The following is a 16,028-nucleotide window of genomic DNA, read 5'->3' as shown; positions in this document are numbered from 1 at the left end:
TCAATCAGTTCCTGCTTTTACAGAAGAAGGCTTGCGTCAATTACAGGCTAGCAACCGAATCAGGCTATCGGGCACATTTATAACTTGGCTTCTATAGAAGGTCGGGCAGCGATAGCCGGTATGCCTTTTTTAGTATAACCACTACCTTTCTGGAGGGCGAAGAGAACGACCTTTTCACCTCTTGGCTGTAATCTCCGGTATACCCTGCCGCCATAATGAAGGGTATCTTTTCCCCACTGCATTGAAATAACATAGTTTACGGCTGGCTGGGGGTCCAGCGACTGGCTGGATGTCGTTACCCGAATATGGTAAAACCGGGCTGGCCGTCGTACCTGTTGGTACCACATGTAGTCAAAATCGTTTTCGTTAAGAATGAGGCCGACGGTTAACGAATCCTGATGCTGCTGATTTAGCATCGTTGTGATTTGATCAAACTTACTGTACAAATGACGCTCATTAACGAAGTAATTAATCGCCCGCCCATCGAGGAACGAAACGGGATACGTTAGCGGAGGCAGTGTAATAAGTGGACGAATGGGGTTCGTCATCACGAAAGCGGTAGCCGAGCCAAGGAATAGTGCCAACGGCCACCGTACCCCTTTTTCGATCACATGAACTAACCAGATAGCCCCAATTGGCGAAGCCATCAGGAATAATGTCGTATGCAAACGACTGTGCCATGGTTGCCACCTAAGATAGGCACAAAACAAACCGAATGTACAAGCCAGCAGGCCAGCCAGCAGCAGGTATTGCGTGCGGTTGGGTATTTTTTTTCGTCGAATTAGCCAGATTACACTCCCTGTTAGCCACAGAAAATGGATAAAAGACGAGGCATTATCCTCATTGTTGCTCAGGCTGGGAATTCTAAACGAGCTACCGGGAAAGGTCGTTCGGCTATCGCTTACGGCAACGTGTATCCATTGGTGAAGCTTTTCGACAGTCCGCTGCGCCACCCAATTGACACCTGGAAATCCGAAATGGAGCGCCAGGTTCCGGCTTATGTTCGACACCATCATTCCCGCTGAATGATACTGGTTTACATAAACATTTTCTGTTTGCGGATCCGTTAGCGGATGGCCATAAACGCGCAGGTTACGTGAGTAATGACCTGCATTTAAGCCAATGCTCAATATTGCCATCAACAAAATGCGAAGCCCTAGTTTGTACACTGCATACATTCGAACTTGCCAGCCTGTGTTCGCAAGCCAGAGCTGCCTGAGTTCAAGTACTCCCCAGCTAAACAACAGCGGGGCACAGTATAGATAAGCAGTACCTTTTGTTAGCAATGCCGCGCCAAGGGCAAGACCGACCCAAATTAGATTCCCGACGCGTTTCTCCTGATAATAACGAAGCAGGTAAAGGGCCACAACAATCAGGTAAAAAGATACGACCAGATCGTTTTGTGTGGACGACGACTGCAAAATAACCATGGGAATCGTCACAGCCATAAACACTGTCGCGATTTGTATGGCACGGGAGCCACCCAGTTGATGGCTCAACAAAGATACCCCAACCAAACAGCCGGCAGTTGCTAACCACTGCACGGAATTAGCCCAAAGGTCGGAATGGCTCAGCAGCATTGTGTGCATGATGATCCATTCGGCTAAAGGTGGCTGATACAACTGCCGTTCGATGTGCGTAGCGAAGGGTTCAACACTTTGCTGCTGCAGCCAGTGTCCAATCCGCCCCATATGATACGTGAGAGAGTCAAAATTATTGGGCGGGTACACAAAAGCGGTTAGCAGCGTCAGGCAGGAAATAATGCCGACTACCCACAGAAGCCGCTTCTCTACCGTAGACAAGGCGCTTAACCGGGGACGGATGGGACCCTCTCCCAAATTGTATTGGAAAACAGCCCAGCCCGTGCAACAAACAGCGACCCCTACCCAGGCTAGCGTCATCACCGTTTCATTTAGCTCACGTAATGAACTTGCTATTTCGGTCAGAAAAATAATAACCAGAGTATTGACCAGTAATGAATCAATGAAACTGTAGCGGATTGGTGCTGATTGGGCATGGCGGAGTCGCTGTAGATATTGCCCAAACCATAAGCTACCGATTGACCACAGTACTAGCAGAATATACATGAGAATAAACAGGCATTAACGCCCTGAGTTGGATAGCTAGGCACGAAACAGATTATAGTATAAAATGCAGTAGATAGCCCGAAAGCCATCTCGCCAGCCAATCTTTTTACCCTCCGCATAAGTCCTTCCGCTATAGGAAATACCAATTTCATAAATGCGAATACCGGGTATACGGGCAACTTTCGCGACAATTTCGGGCTCAAAACCAAACCGTTTTTCCTGAAGGTTTATCTCCTTGAGTATAGACAGCCGAAACATTTTGTAACAGGTTTCCATATCCGTCAGATTCAGGTCGGTAACCATATTTGAGAGCAGCGTCAGAAATTTATTCCCTACCGAATGCCAGAAATACAGAACCCGGTGCGGCCGTCCGCCCAGAAAACGCGATCCGAACACCACATCCGCTTTGTTGTCGAGTATCGGCTGAAGCAGCAGACTGTACTCCATGGGGTCATATTCAAGATCGGCATCCTGAACCACCAGAAAATCGCCGGTTGCCGCTTTAATCCCGGTCAACAGGGCCGCCCCTTTCCCCTGGTTTTGTTCATGCCGAATGTATTGAATGGATGCCCCAGTAGCCTGATTAATATAGTTCTGAGCACACGTTTGTGTTCTGTCCTGAGAGCAATCGTCTACGATGATTACTTCGCGATCAACGTTTTCGGGAAGTTTAACAGACAGGACTCGTTCCAGAATTGTCTGAATGGTTGCTTCTTCATTGTAGGCAGGAATTAAAATGGATAGTTTCATTCACAAAAGAGTTAGGCTGGTATTTTTTATTCGCAGAGAAGGTTTTTGTCGTTACTGGACGGTAGGCAACTTAGCCTGTAAACTTATTGGTAATGGTCCGGTTGGCGGCTGAATCTGGTGTCTGATCTGGACGAATTCGCGAGTGTAGACCGCGTGCCAGTGTTCATTACGTTTATACAGAACGCCAAGCCGATAGGGCGCTGCTGGCAGTAGATCACCATAAAGGGTAGCAACATTGTTGGCTGTCTGGATTTTTCCATTCATCAGAAAATACCCTAACTTATAAGCACTTTGATCAATCGGCCAAACGAATGTGTGCTGGTCTGACTGCAATAGCAGACACGCATCATCCATGTAATCAGGCAGTTTGTCGCTATCGATTGTCAGCTCGTACAACTGACGTGCAACAAAGCTGTACGAGTTTTCTTTCTTCACCACCCGAAGGCGATTGTCTACCATTGGGTGGGCAAGTACCGGCTCAAACTCAGGCTGCGGTAAGCGATAAACCCCTTCCCGCACCGCATCTCTGACAATCAGGCTATAGTAGCTATCGAAACCCTTGTCATTGGGCGGCATGGTAATCAGTAATGCATTCTCCCGCCAATTGTGCAGATCACTGACGAGCGATTTATGAATGGTTGTCGCTTCGCCCAGACAATAGGTATAGGCGGTCAGGTTGAACAGGATGCTGAGGCCTAAAACGACCATACTCACCCGCGACCGATACCCAGGCGACACCAGAAGCATACCAAGTAAGTAGCCAAGCGCAACCAGTACCGTTGCAAACCAAATGAATCGGGGCACCAACAGGCTATAATGCCAGCCAATACTCCGGGCAAACGCAATACCAGCCAAGGTAACGGCTATATATACGTAACACCCGATAAACGGCAGCACTGCCTCCTCACGAATTGGCGTGGTGAACCTCAACGAAACCTTTCGGACAGCGGGTAGCTTTTGATGCAACCAATTGATAGCAGGCCTGGTCCAGTTTCGAACGGTTGTTATTTGAAGCATAAGCAGCAACACGATTATTGCCAGCATCCCCTGAATACCCACCCCCAGCATACTTAATCCAACAAGCGAACGGGTGATCAACACCCCCATAGACCCACTTGCCAGGAAGAAGCCTGCCAGTACGCGAAGGGGATGGCTTATATTCGTCAAATCTACAGTTGCCTCATGGAGCGACGACACATAACGTGACAGCAACAGTACCACCAGCGAAAACAGCGCCCATACCGTCAATCGTCGGTAAAATCCCCCAACCAGCAAGAGAATGCAACCCGCTATGGGTACCGCCATCCCGTTGCCGTTCGAAAAAACCGCCAGCAGGGCAATTGGGAAACTGGCAATAAACCCCACGCGAGACGGACGTGAGAGCAGATAAAAACTTAAGAAAGCGAAGAAAAGAGCCGGTAAATGTTGTAAAGAGCAAATAGCCCAGGTGATAGTAGATTCGTAATACTGAGGCTGAAACAATAGGAAAATTAGCGGTAAGGCCTGAATAGCTGACAAACCTGCCCTCCTTGCCATAAGTATAAGCAGCAATGCCGTGGCGACCAGGGTGGCGTTACCCACAAAAAACAGGGTTTTAAAATTCACATGCCCCTCTATGAAGTAATCAAGCAGGGCAGCTAACCGGGCAAACACGATCATGTGTTCTTTATGCGGCCCGTGCGGAGCCAGGAGTACGGACATTAATTCACGGAGCGTATGACCTCCCCGCTGAAAGACCATAGCATCCACCAGAAACGTATAGTCGTCCATAAAAGGCATATTCACGGCCAGCTGGTTAACCGTCCGGAAATGAATAAAAATGGGAACCAGTAAGCCGGTAAGCCAGAAAATTCGGGATGTAAGTGACGCCTTGAAAAACGACTGAGGTAAATTAAAAACCATGTCAGACGATGTGGATATAATGAAGTTGAAAGCCTTCCGGAAGCTGCACGCAACTCTTTATGCATACAGAAGTAGTCCGTTCAGCGAGCAGACGCTTAATCGATTTACACGTTGATTGGTAAAATGTGTGCCATACTGGCACGCTATTGCGCACACAGGTCCATGCTCACAGGAAATCTGATGAAGACAGGAAAACGTTGTGGAGCAACAAACACCTGAATAGGTTTACAGAAACAGCGGTTGATCGCTTGCTGTTGAAAGCTGGGAAACCTGGCTACTTAGGCTCGATTGTAAGAAAGCCTTTTCGAGCTTTTGTCTTTTAACATCATTAACTTGAACAAAGCCAAGTAGTATATAAGAAGTAATCATAATAGTACGGTGGGTATGGTAATTATACCCTAAAGTTAAGTAAAGTATTTATTTATGGTGTGGACACAAGCTAAATTAGTTAATGGATACAAGTTTTAAGTATACTATAACTATAGACGAATAGTATGACATCAATTCAGCTTCAACTATACATAGGAGCCGCCTGAAAAAGGTGATTGGCGAACCCTGTTTTTTTTACAAAATCGTTTATCGGCCATCGTGCATCACTAATTTTTTCAACATCAGCGCCACCATCACTTACCTTTCCCACGTATTTCCTATTCATCGATAATTGGCCAATGAGAAAAGGATACGCAATCAGGTTTTATCTTCGCTCATTCGATTCTCCTATGCCAATTCGTCCACTACCTATTTTTTCAACAGACCAGGCCCTGTTCGATGGTTTGAGCCGTCGTGATGAGCGGGCTTATTCATTTTTGTATGCCGAATCGTACCCGTCTTTCCGCTATTGGGTGTTAACGAATAGTGGTTCGGAGATGGATGCCGAAGATGCTTTTCAGAAAGGGCTGATCAGTTTCCTGCTCAACATAGAAACAGGACATTATCAGCTACAGGCGGGTACCCGGATTACTACCGTCGTATTCGAGTATTGTAAACGGGTATGGCTGACGGAATTGAAATCGGCCCGATTACAAAAACGAGCGGTAATGCCAGATACAATCGACAGCATTGATACGGCCGATGTTGCCCGAGATTTAGAACGAATGGAACTGGTTAATGCCGTCCGGCAGTCGCTGGGGCAGCTAAAAGACGAATGCCGGAAACTGATTGAGTGGTTTTATGTCGACGATTTATCCCTCCGGGAAATTGCCGAACGCCTGGGCATGAAAGAGTCTTCGGTAAAATCGAAGCGCTATGCCTGTACCGAAAAACTAAAATCGTTTTATCAGCAAACCGCCACAAACCTAGGATTATGAAGTTATCGGAAGATCAATTTGATATTATTGAAGCCTATTTAACCAACGAATTATCCACCACCGACCGGGCTTCATTCGAGCTGGATTTGCAGATGGATGCGGAGCTTCGGGCGGAGGTTAACCGGCAACGTGCCATGCGGATGGGCCTACGGGCGTTGGGAATCGAACGGGCCGTTGAACGAGCAAAAATTCAGTACAAAGCGGAGTTAGAAAGAGATGAACAAACACCGGTTCAGGAACCTATTGTCCGGCCGTTGATCAACTGGCGATACTGGGTTGCGGCTGCTTCCGTCGTTGCCGTTTTGGGCGTTGGATATTATACGTATCAGCAGGTAACGACTCAACCAGCGGATGTGGCTTTTGCGGAAACCCTCACTTCTGACCCGGCTTTGGAGTTAACAAAAGATTTTCCAGCGGGCAAGCTCTCAACGGCTACCCGTACCGGTTTTCTGGATGCCCTTAAAAAATACAAAGCAGGTAACTACGATGCGGTAATCTCCCAACTCAAGACCCTACCCGCCGATCAGCAGTCTATTCATTACAAAAACTACTTCCTCGGTCTGAGCTACTTAGCGAATAAACAACCCGGCGAAGCCATTCCGTTATTAAGTAAAGCTCAGGCGAGCACTTCGCTATCTATTCGGCAAAAATCGGAATGGTTTCTGGCACTGGCTTACGTCAAAAATGGTCAAAAAGAGAAGGCCCTGCCCATGCTGACGAAAATCAGCACGAACAAGGCCCACCCGTTCAATTCACTGGCTAAACAGGTGTTAACTAAGATTCAGTAACCTGGTCTACTGTTTGAACAGGGTTTCGACTTCGGCCGCCGTGATCGCTCGTTTATAGATACGGATATCGTCCATAGCGCCCTTAAAATACCAGGGAAGCGACTGGTACTGGGCACCAAACTTAAGCTCACCACCGGGGCACTTGTCGATTGTTGTAGCCGGTAGGTTATCCGTCCTGAACACAAGGACGTTGTTAAAGTACATCCGAGCCGACCGGCCGCTGTAGGTAAACACTAAATGATACCATGTATTCAGGACGACCGGACTGGTAAATGCCAAATCCTGCCAGCCCTTTCCACCTTCGCAATTACTGTTTTGTTTAATATCCGTCATGAACGTATAAGCAGGACCTATGTCATTTTCCAGTTTGATTAAGGAGCTGTATGTTTGGGGCAGGCCATCGCTGAAGCGGGATTTATTATAAATCTGCATGCGATCGTTACTTTTTACTATAGCTTCCGGTTTAATCCACAAACTAACGGTCATGGCATCTGGATTCAGCGTGTTATTATCCTCCATGTAGAAATAATCGCCCGAACCATTGAGCAGAATAGCCGAGTTCGCCCGCCCATTATGATCCGTAGTAAAGGTGGGATTATTAACGAGCTTCACGTGGTTGTTGAAGCCACTAACATCCTGAAGCGACCGATCAGTGAAGGACACGGAAGCAATCAAATCCTGCGAGACAGTATCTACCAGAGTAGTAAACGTCATGACGTCACCATACACCACTTCGCCCGATGGCAGTTTAGCGTATGGTCGGTAATAGTAAGTTTTATTAGGTGTTAGATTACTGAGATTAACTGGCACAGTAGCCCCTACTGCCGGACTGGTAACAATAGTAACGGATGACGTGGCAACATCCGGCGTGGTGTTGGTGCTGGAATAACAAATGCCGTACTCTACGGCAGCCGGGTTCCCCGCATTATTCAGGACAAAGCCTACCGTTGCCGTAGACGTACCTGTTGCCGGAGTGCCATTACTGGACACAGAGGGTCTTTGGCCAGACCGAAACTGTTGAACCGGTTGACTATACCCAGTTCCTGCTGAGTTTGTAGCAAAACTTCGGGCATAATATAGCGTATTTGGCTGAAGCCCTGTAAGCGAAACGGGTAACGCTGCATTGAGAGGGGCTGTAGTAAAGAACGACGACGTTTGCTCTGCATCGACTTCCGGTAATTGCTTCGTAGCCGAATAACATACTCCATACCTGGTAATGGTGGCGTTACCATTGGCGGTTATGGTCATCCCGGCTGTGGCAGATGTAACAAAAACCGTCGTGATAGCCTGCAACGTTACCGTAGGCGGCACGGCATCACTTACCGTAATGACCTGCTGAAGCGTGGTTTCAAGACCACAACTATTCGTGAGGGTAGCCTTTACGGTGTAGGTACCATTGGCCGGATACGTGTATTTAGTCGTTAGGCCGGTCGTGACTGCGGTGGCGTTATTACCGAAATCCCAAATCACTTTGTCGATGGTTCCGCTGCTGCCGCTGATCGAAAAATCCACAATCCGCTGTTGAGACTGCGCATTGAGTGTACCCGATGGCTTAACGCACTCGCGCTGCGACTTTTTTGTCGGCAAGTCCCACGGGTTGCAACTTAAAATCAGTACTCCACTGCTACAGGCGAGCAGAAAACAAAGTACATAGGTAAAGAATCGATTCATTCTGAGTAAGAAGTTTATATGGTATGAATAGGCAATTAAAACGTATACCCAATGGCCAGTCCCCACGACTGCGACGATGGTTTCCACTGCAACGCGGTGGTCTTCGGCTTAGGTTTGTGCAGCAACAGATACAATTCGGCTACGGTGGCTACAGCGGCCACACCCACGCAGGCTTTAAACAAGCCATTTTTCTGTTGTGCGGCTTCGGCGGCACGGTAAGCTTCGTTGTACTGCCGATACGCGTCCGGGGTGTCAATGGTACCACTACCGGTAGGGTCGGCGGTTTGGCTGATCTGGTTCAGGGCGCTCAGTTTCGTGTTGTAATCATTCCGGAGAAGTAAGGCATACGCCCCGGCACCAACCGCCACCAAACCCGTAACTACTTTCAAACCAACCTGTTTTGAGGGTCTTGAGATGCTGTCAATCGTTTGAATTTGAAGACGAAGCGTTTCCTGGCGGGTATTCGTGTAATTAAGCGCTTTTGTGTAGCTTTCTCGGGCCGCAACATACTGTTTCTGGTTGAAAAACTGGTTGCCTTCGCGCTCATAATAATCCGCGAACTGACCCTTTGTGATCAGATCGTCGGGGTTCAAATTAAGTAGCTGATTCATCAACTTGAGTGCTTCAGCTCCCTTCCCCTGCCGTATGGCATCATCCGCCTGCTTGCGTAAAGTCAGTCCGGTCGTACACTCCTGAATCTGCTCTTTGGCATAAGTGTCGTTTTCAAAGCCCGGCACCTCCAGACAGTTCTGGTACTGTCGGCGGGCTTCGAGATACTTCCCTTCTTTAAATAGGTCATCCCCTCTTTTTCGGTACCGGTCATATTCCTCATCGACGGCAACGACTTGGGCCGTCCCCGGATTTCCGCCCCTCACCCGCAGGGCGGGCGTCAGAAACACGGTCAGCAACAACATCAGGGTCAACGGGTGTATTAGTTTACGCATAGAATTGATTTTACTGATTTGTGGATTGTTTAATTTTCCGGCGGACTTCCTCGGTGTCTTTCAGCGCCCGCGCTACCTTATACCATTCTTTGGCTCCCTCGAACTCATCGGTTGCAAAGATGTTGTTTGCTTTTGCCATATATTTTGTAAAGGCAACGTCGGCTTTGGCCGTATTCAAGTCGTGCTCCTTAGCCAGTACCTGCGCCTTGCTAAAAGCATCAATGGCTTTGGCTTTGTTGTTTCCGCTAGTTATGGCTTTGACACCTTCCTCAATGAGTTCATCGTACGTCTCCTGCTGTAGCTGTTTTTCTTTTAGCCGTTTGCTGTTGGCATCTTCCTTGGTTTTATTTTCATCAGGCTTAGTCGGCTCGGGTACAGGCGGCCTGGGAGACTCTACTTGTGGCGTTACTGACAACGTTTGTGGACCCGTAGCCATAGCTTTCTTTGCGTCGATGGCGGCTTTATACAAATTGGCCACATCTTTGCGATCAGGGTCAAGCTGTAAGGCACTGCTTGTCAAACCAATTACGCGATCATAGTCTTTACGCTGATTAGCCTGCCGGGCTTTGCCAAGCGCAACATCAATTCGCCTATCAAGTGCCTCCTTTGATTCACCAGGCTTGGGTTCTATTACACCTGTTTTCGACGATCCCGCTGGTACATCAGGTTTAGTACCAGCATCCGGACTAGACCCTGCTGTCGATACACTGTCTATCTTTTTAGAAGAACTAGTCTTTGTGCTAAATGAGTTGATACCCCAAACCAGACCACCCAGAACAATAGCTGCCGGAACGATAATCTTCCACGGGAAAATCCGGCCCGGCGTAGTCGTAACAGGCGGCAAAACCGGCGGTAACGGAGCCACTTCCCGTTGAGCAGATGGACTCGCTACCCGTTTAGGCGGTAAGTTGGTTTCAATTGTGGGTTTGTGCTTGGCAACCGGTGGAGTGATGACGGGTGAACTGGGCTCCTCAAAAACGTCGGTACGCTCCTCTATGTAGGCATCCGTTCCGTACGCATCGGTCAACTCGGGTTCCTCAACTTTTGGTTGAGGTCGTAACTGCTCAATGCAAAAGGCTAGTCCACGAATAGCCACTTCATGCGTTGGCTCACTCCCCAGCACTTGTTCATAGCAGCTTTTGGCCGGTTCAAAAAGCTGCTGAGCAACCAGCCGCCCGGCTTCTGTCAGCAACTCCGTAATCTTCCGTTCCTGAATCGCTTTTCTGCACTGCTCAACTCCGTTCAGTGCTTCGGTATTCTGTTCACGTTTAGCAAGTATCTGGTCAAACAAGTCGTGGGCTTCGTCGTAGCGTTGCGCGTTAACCAGCTTACGGGCGTCGACCAGAAGCTGCGGAATGGAGTCCAGTAAGTCCAGCAATTCGTCCTCTTTACGGACCCGTTCGTGAATATCCCGCACTAAACACCGGCGAATCATGGCCTGGTACGGTTCGGCGATATGGTCCAGGCGGGCGGGTAACTGAACGGTAATGATTCTCTTCTCGATCTCCCGCCGAACAGACTGTTCACTGCTGTTGCGCAGGTCGGATTTGAATGGCTTCTCGCCCGTCATGATTTCGTACAAAATGACGCCAAAAGCCCATAAGTCGAGGTTGAAACTCACCCGGCTCCCTTCAATCTGCTCGGGTGCTTTGTACGACGGGGTACCACGGCCATCGCTCAGGTCGAAATCTGAACTGTCCAGTTCATCCTCGCTCACCAGTCTGCTAAGCCCGAAATCAGCAATTTTCGGAATAAACCGCCCGGCATTATCCCGCGAAATCAGGATGTTAGCCGGTTTGAAATCCCGGTGAACAATCCTGATTTTATGCAGGTGCTGAAGCCCCAGCAGGATACCCTGTGTGATGTCGTAGATCTGGGTGGGCGTTAGAGGGGCCTTTCGCAGCAAGTCGGCCAGATTGCCATCCGGGTAATATTTCATGATGGCAAAATCACTAACGCTGGTATCGGTTTCGAATCGATAACAGGCATCGTAGCGGGCTATGTTAGTCTGCGGGGGCACCCGTTTGGCCAGTTCGACTTCAGCTCTCAGTGATTTGGTATCGTTGCCCTTAAACTCGCTGATTTTTATCGCTACCCATTCGGTATCTATCTGGTCTTCGACTTTTATCACCCGGCCATACGAGCCGCTACCCAACAAGGCCTCCTTATCATTAGGGCGAATTGGGTAGCGTTTCCGGAAGTCCTGAAAAGTAGTAAACGATTGATTCATCGCATTCGGTTAAGTTGCAATCATAAATTGAGATCAATGATAGGCCAACGGCAGATTATCCGAAAAACGGCCGTAAAACATGGGCGTTTGCCGTCCCTGCGTTCGCTTTTTCAATTGCGGAGAGATGTACTGATGTAATTCTTTTATCGTGACAATTCCGTTCCCATTAAGGTCGGCCTGACCGGACAGGCCCCGCAGCAAAAAATACGTAAACGCCCCACCCCCTAACCGACCATCCTCAACGGCCGACTGGGTGGATCGGCTGGCCAGTATCATGGCTACATTGCTGCGGTCGGCCGTATTTTGGGTAACAATCTGCCCCGAGTTGCGCTGAGTTACCCCTTTCCGGCTCATCCCGCCCGATAGACAGGCATCGGCAATGCATAATTTTGTCGTTGCGCTGGACTGGTAAAAAGCGGCTTTTATGTCCCGATACGTGAGTAAACCAGCGGGATTGCCGGGCACAACGTCATAGGGCACAAAACTATCCGGCATACCATGTCCCGAAAAATAGAGGATAATTCGATCCGCTTCGGTTGCCTGCCGGAACACGTTAAGCTGCTGTAGAATAGCGGCCTGTGTAGCCTGCCGGTTTGTCAGCAGCCGAATGTTGGCTGCGGGCACACTCCCCCCCGATTTGCTTTGCAGAAATGCAGCAAACTGCCGGGCATCCCGGTCGGCAAACCGCAGATCACCGGTTGCATAGGAGAGTGCCTCGTAGTCGGAAATTCCAACAACAACGGCATAGGTCTGTCCGGCAAATACCTGTTGCTGACTACTCAGCAACAAGCCAAACGCCAGGAGTAGCTTAGTCAGCATAATTGGTAATGGTCTGAATAACCGGCTTCGGTTCGGTATGCGCTACATAACTGATCCCGATCAGATAACCCGAGTAGTTATCTTTCGAATGGGTACTGCAAAGAGCCTGTAACGACTCAGATTTAGCCTGATCGGGCATGTTGCTGGCCAGAATAGTTTCCAGCATATAGATATCGACGGCTTCGGGCACACCATCGGTACACAGAAAAAAGTAGTCGCCCGCCTGAACATCGGTCAGCATAACGACATCGGCCATGAGCTTTACAGGCTCGTCTTCCTTATCCGTTACGCTGGCCATTACCGCCCGACTCAGCCGATTTCGCCAGGGGTGGGTTAAGGCTTGCGTGGCTGTAATGATGCCAGCCTCTACCATATCGGTGACCTGTCGGTGATCCTTCGTTTGAAAAATGACCTTCCCCCCTCGCAGCTGATACACCCGGCTATCGCCGATATGAACGACGGTAACGCCCTGCTGGTGCAGTTGCAGCAACGCCAGCGTTGAGCCCATCCGGCTCAGTAAAGGGTGCTGGGCCAGATAGGTCCGATAAGCCTCGTAAGCCCGATTAAGGATAACCTGTATGTGAACGGCATCCAGCATGGGATTACTCATCGCCAGGGCATAGTCGGCTACGGTGTCACACAGCAGCTGACTGGCCACTTCTCCTTTATCGGCACCGCCTATTCCATCGCAAACAACAAAAAGCTGGGTTTGCTCAGTTGCTTTACTGACGGCAGGATGCAGCGAATCCTGGTTATTGGTCCGCTGGCCGGTATGCGAAAAAGCCAATGGAAATGTTGGGTAAATCTTCATAAATTATTGAGTACGGTCGGGGTTAAAATCCAGCTCGACTTTATAGGTGTCTAGCATGGCCGAGGGAATCACGTAATGCGACAGGCGAAAGCTATCAACGCCACCAAGGGTAAAAATCCCCCCGTTTTCAACATCAACAATCTCTGTCTTCTGCAAGGGAGTGGCGTTCAGCCTTGTCCCATTCAGACTGTATTGATGGGTTTGTGCCTGGTTATCTACAGCCCCATCCTGCAAATGATAGCGTAACTGACCGGTCCACTTGTCGAAGGTGACGGTTAAGGTGCAGTGTCGACGGCTAATGTAACACCGGCCATTGTGCATAAATCGATTCAGTTGAACAGTGCAGGCATCCGACGTTCCTAAAGTGTTGCGTCCGAATTGAAGCGGATAAATCAGTTGGGAATCACCCAGGTAAGTGAGCTTCCCAAAGGCGGGCAAACCATGTACGATATTCTCGTCATACTGAAAAGCGGCCGACAGGATATTGACGGCCCCACAACCCAGATGCGAACACGCAATTGACCCGCGTTCTGCATCTGCGGCACGAACCATAATCCGACGGCCACACGCCTGGCAGTCAATAAGTGTTGTTTTAAATCCGCTCATGCCTGTTATTCGTCCATGTCGTGAACATCCCCATCGTTGACGTAGGTATCGTCGGACTCATGCGAATCGGCCAGATACACAGTGTCATCGTCTTCCTCGGTTTTATTAAGGAGATGTTCATCTGCCGGTGCAGCTGGCGTAGGGTCAACCAGTTCTGGCTCAAGTATGGAATCGACCACTTCTTTGCCCATGCTGGCTTCCATATTTTGGCTAAATTGGTCGTTGCTTAACACATAGGGATGGTCAATCTTTCTGACCTCTACCAGTTCACCGTTCAGCGAATCAAAGCGCAGGATTGTATCCAAGCCATCATCACCACGGCGATCGACAATCCGGTAGGTATATCCGTCGGTACCTTCCATCACCAGCGTATCGATAATACCATCCCGATCGAAATCGAGTCCCATCACGCGCTGTCCGTTTAAATATCCTTCGATAATGGTTGGCTCGGCGGCTTCGGCCAGATGATGGGTAGCGGGCGTTCCGGCCAAAGCCTGTTTGTAAGGCTTAACAGGTAGTTCTTCCTGCGTAATCAGTTCCGTGAATTCCTGACGTTGTTCGAGCGAAAGACTGCTCCATTCGTCTTTCTCAAAGGTATTGTACCAGCGTCCATGCCAGCTAAAGACACCACCCATGCCCACTTCCTTACGAGCCGTTTCGAAAGCCTGATCAAAGGACATGGCGTCGACCACCTTACCGGCTACGTCGATGTCCGTTGGTAAAGCAACTGGTTTATCCAGAGAGGCTACGTCTGTCGTGGATTCACCTGGAGCTGGTGCAGAAGGCGTAGACGTATGTAAACCTGGCCCTCTTGTTATGGCCCAGGCAGCCCCACCCATTAACAAAGTAGCGGAAGAGATGGCCAGTAATTTTTTCTGGTTAGTGCTAAGGCCAGATTTTGTGGGGGTAGTTGGTTGTGGCATAGAATAGGTGTCCGTTGATAAGTCGGATGGATTGGAAAGTTGTGACATGGTCGATGGAAACAATGTGTTGTAAGTTGCCAGTATATCTGAGCTGACAGGAAAAGGTAAGTGGGAACGGCAACCTTTTTTTAGTTGACCCAGATCGCCTGACAACGGCGACACGTCTTCTGGGTTGCCAGAAGGTCCCAATCGCGTGTACCAAATGGATCGCGGCAAGCCGGATTAGGACACCGGTACACTTCGCGGTATTCTTTGTCGATTAGCTCCAGCTTCTCGTCGGTCGATAACAGGCTGGAACTTAAGGTAGGAATAAGCATACTTAGCCCTGCCCCCGACATGATCTGAATAAAGGGCAAAGCGCCCCCGCCGGTGGAGAGGACAGCACTGATACCCACAATGGAGGAAAGGATGACGCTACCCGTTCGAATCATTTTTTCCCGGTTACGACAATCCCGACGCATTTTGGGATATTGTTCATAAACCAGTTTCAACTCCGCAAATGAAACCGTGAAGTCGAGTGGTTGTACAACACTCCTCGAATCGGCAGGCGGCTTTTGACTATCCTGTACGGGAACAGGCTGTGCGTTAACAAGTGGTTGGGCAGGCTTATCCGTCAACGAAGCTATCAGTTGCTGACAGCTTGTCTCTGTCTCGGCCAATCGAATTGAATCCTGATCACTTACAAGTTTCCGGCGGATCCTCAGTCCATTAACAAACGAACCATTTTTGCTGTGAAGATCCTCAAGTATGAAGTTCCCGGGCGTACAATGGATCAATTGGGCGTGGTGCCCACTGACTTTGCTATCCGGAATAATAATTTGATTGTCAACACTTCGACCTATCGTATAGGCAGGCAGGTGGCTTAACTCGTCAATAAATTGTTCGAGTTTACTCTCATTTATGGATGGCAGTGGCATGGATAAATACTACGTACTGATGAGCAAGATACACTACAAAAAGCTCTTTATATGACTATTTTTTTATTATTTCTTATATCGGTTCTTTAACTAAAACCTAGCTAAATATAGGTTACTTTCTTTACAATAGAATCTAAATAGTTCACGGTATAGAGCCATTTACTCATTTATCGTTAAACCTGTTTTTACGTCTCCTAAGTTTAGGTTACACTCTGAATGGCTTTTGAAACTTCTTATCCAAAACAGCAGATTCATTAAAGAGATGGCCCGCTT

General features: G+C 48.8%; 13 protein-coding genes. 2 read left to right on the top strand and 11 right to left on the bottom strand.

All coding sequences use genetic code 11. The annotated features are described in order from the left end of the window. Positions 1–77: 77 nt before the first annotated feature. Genes CRO74_RS03775 through CRO74_RS03765 form a run of 3 tightly spaced genes read right to left on the bottom strand, consistent with a single transcriptional unit; the run spans position 78 to position 4,739 of the window. Positions 78–2,087, bottom strand: coding sequence for an ArnT family glycosyltransferase (locus CRO74_RS03775; RefSeq protein ID WP_097124648.1), 2,010 nt, complete (start codon positions 2,085–2,087; stop codon positions 78–80). A gap of 36 nt (positions 2,088–2,123) precedes the next feature. Further along, positions 2,124–2,837 carry a glycosyltransferase family 2 protein gene (locus CRO74_RS03770; protein ID WP_097124647.1) on the bottom strand — a complete coding sequence of 238 codons (714 nt, stop codon included), beginning with the start codon at positions 2,835–2,837 and terminating at the stop codon, positions 2,124–2,126. 51 nt (positions 2,838–2,888) lie between these two features. Continuing rightward, complete coding sequence (locus CRO74_RS03765; RefSeq protein ID WP_097124646.1) at positions 2,889–4,739, bottom strand: hypothetical protein; 1,851 nt, start codon at positions 4,737–4,739, stop codon at positions 2,889–2,891. 719 nt (positions 4,740–5,458) lie between these two features. Between CRO74_RS03765 and CRO74_RS03760 the strand changes: the two genes are divergently transcribed. Both CRO74_RS03760 and CRO74_RS03755 read left to right on the top strand, forming a co-directional pair. Beyond that, on the top strand, positions 5,459–6,046 hold the full coding sequence (locus CRO74_RS03760) for an RNA polymerase sigma factor (RefSeq protein WP_097124645.1): 588 nt from the start codon (positions 5,459–5,461) through the stop codon (positions 6,044–6,046). Continuing rightward, positions 6,043–6,834, top strand: coding sequence for a hypothetical protein (locus tag CRO74_RS03755; RefSeq protein WP_097124644.1), 792 nt, complete (start codon positions 6,043–6,045; stop codon positions 6,832–6,834). Before CRO74_RS03760 ends, CRO74_RS03755 begins: the two co-directional genes overlap by 4 nt. A 6-nt stretch (positions 6,835–6,840) precedes the next feature. Here the strand turns inward: CRO74_RS03755 and CRO74_RS03750 are convergent, their stop codons facing one another. The 8 genes from CRO74_RS03750 to CRO74_RS03715 form a co-directional block, all read right to left on the bottom strand. Beyond that, positions 6,841–8,505 (bottom strand): LamG-like jellyroll fold domain-containing protein, encoded by a 1,665-nt coding sequence (locus CRO74_RS03750; protein ID WP_245877749.1) that lies wholly within the window; start codon positions 8,503–8,505, stop codon positions 6,841–6,843. Positions 8,506–8,540: 35 nt separating this feature from the next. Then, positions 8,541–9,449 carry a tetratricopeptide repeat protein gene (locus CRO74_RS03745; protein WP_097124643.1) on the bottom strand — a complete coding sequence of 303 codons (909 nt, stop codon included), beginning with the start codon at positions 9,447–9,449 and terminating at the stop codon, positions 8,541–8,543. A 10-nt stretch (positions 9,450–9,459) separates the two neighbouring features. Next, positions 9,460–11,679 (bottom strand): serine/threonine-protein kinase, encoded by a 2,220-nt coding sequence (locus CRO74_RS03740; protein WP_097124642.1) that lies wholly within the window; start codon positions 11,677–11,679, stop codon positions 9,460–9,462. A gap of 33 nt (positions 11,680–11,712) precedes the next feature. Further along, on the bottom strand, positions 11,713–12,498 hold the full coding sequence (locus tag CRO74_RS03735) for a caspase family protein (protein WP_097124641.1): 786 nt from the start codon (positions 12,496–12,498) through the stop codon (positions 11,713–11,715). Then, entirely contained in the window at positions 12,488–13,309 is an 822-nt protein-coding gene (locus CRO74_RS03730) for a PP2C family protein-serine/threonine phosphatase (RefSeq protein ID WP_097124640.1), read from the bottom strand. The genes CRO74_RS03735 and CRO74_RS03730 overlap by 11 nt, the downstream gene beginning before the upstream one ends. Before the next feature lie 3 nt (positions 13,310–13,312). Further along, complete coding sequence (locus tag CRO74_RS03725) at positions 13,313–13,915, bottom strand: FHA domain-containing protein (RefSeq protein ID WP_097124639.1); 603 nt, start codon at positions 13,913–13,915, stop codon at positions 13,313–13,315. A gap of 5 nt (positions 13,916–13,920) precedes the next feature. Then, entirely contained in the window at positions 13,921–14,886 is a 966-nt protein-coding gene (locus tag CRO74_RS03720) for a hypothetical protein (RefSeq protein ID WP_097124638.1), read from the bottom strand. An 80-nt stretch (positions 14,887–14,966) separates the two neighbouring features. After that, positions 14,967–15,755, bottom strand: a complete 789-nt coding sequence (locus CRO74_RS03715) for an FHA domain-containing protein (protein WP_097124637.1) — start codon at positions 15,753–15,755, stop codon at positions 14,967–14,969. Positions 15,756–16,028 lie beyond the last annotated feature (273 nt).

The organism is Spirosoma fluviale (assembly GCF_900230225.1).
GTDB classification, from domain to species: domain Bacteria; phylum Bacteroidota; class Bacteroidia; order Cytophagales; family Spirosomataceae; genus Spirosoma; species Spirosoma fluviale.
Note: the sequence above shows the minus strand (reverse complement) of the source record. Positions and strands in the feature narration are given on the sequence as shown.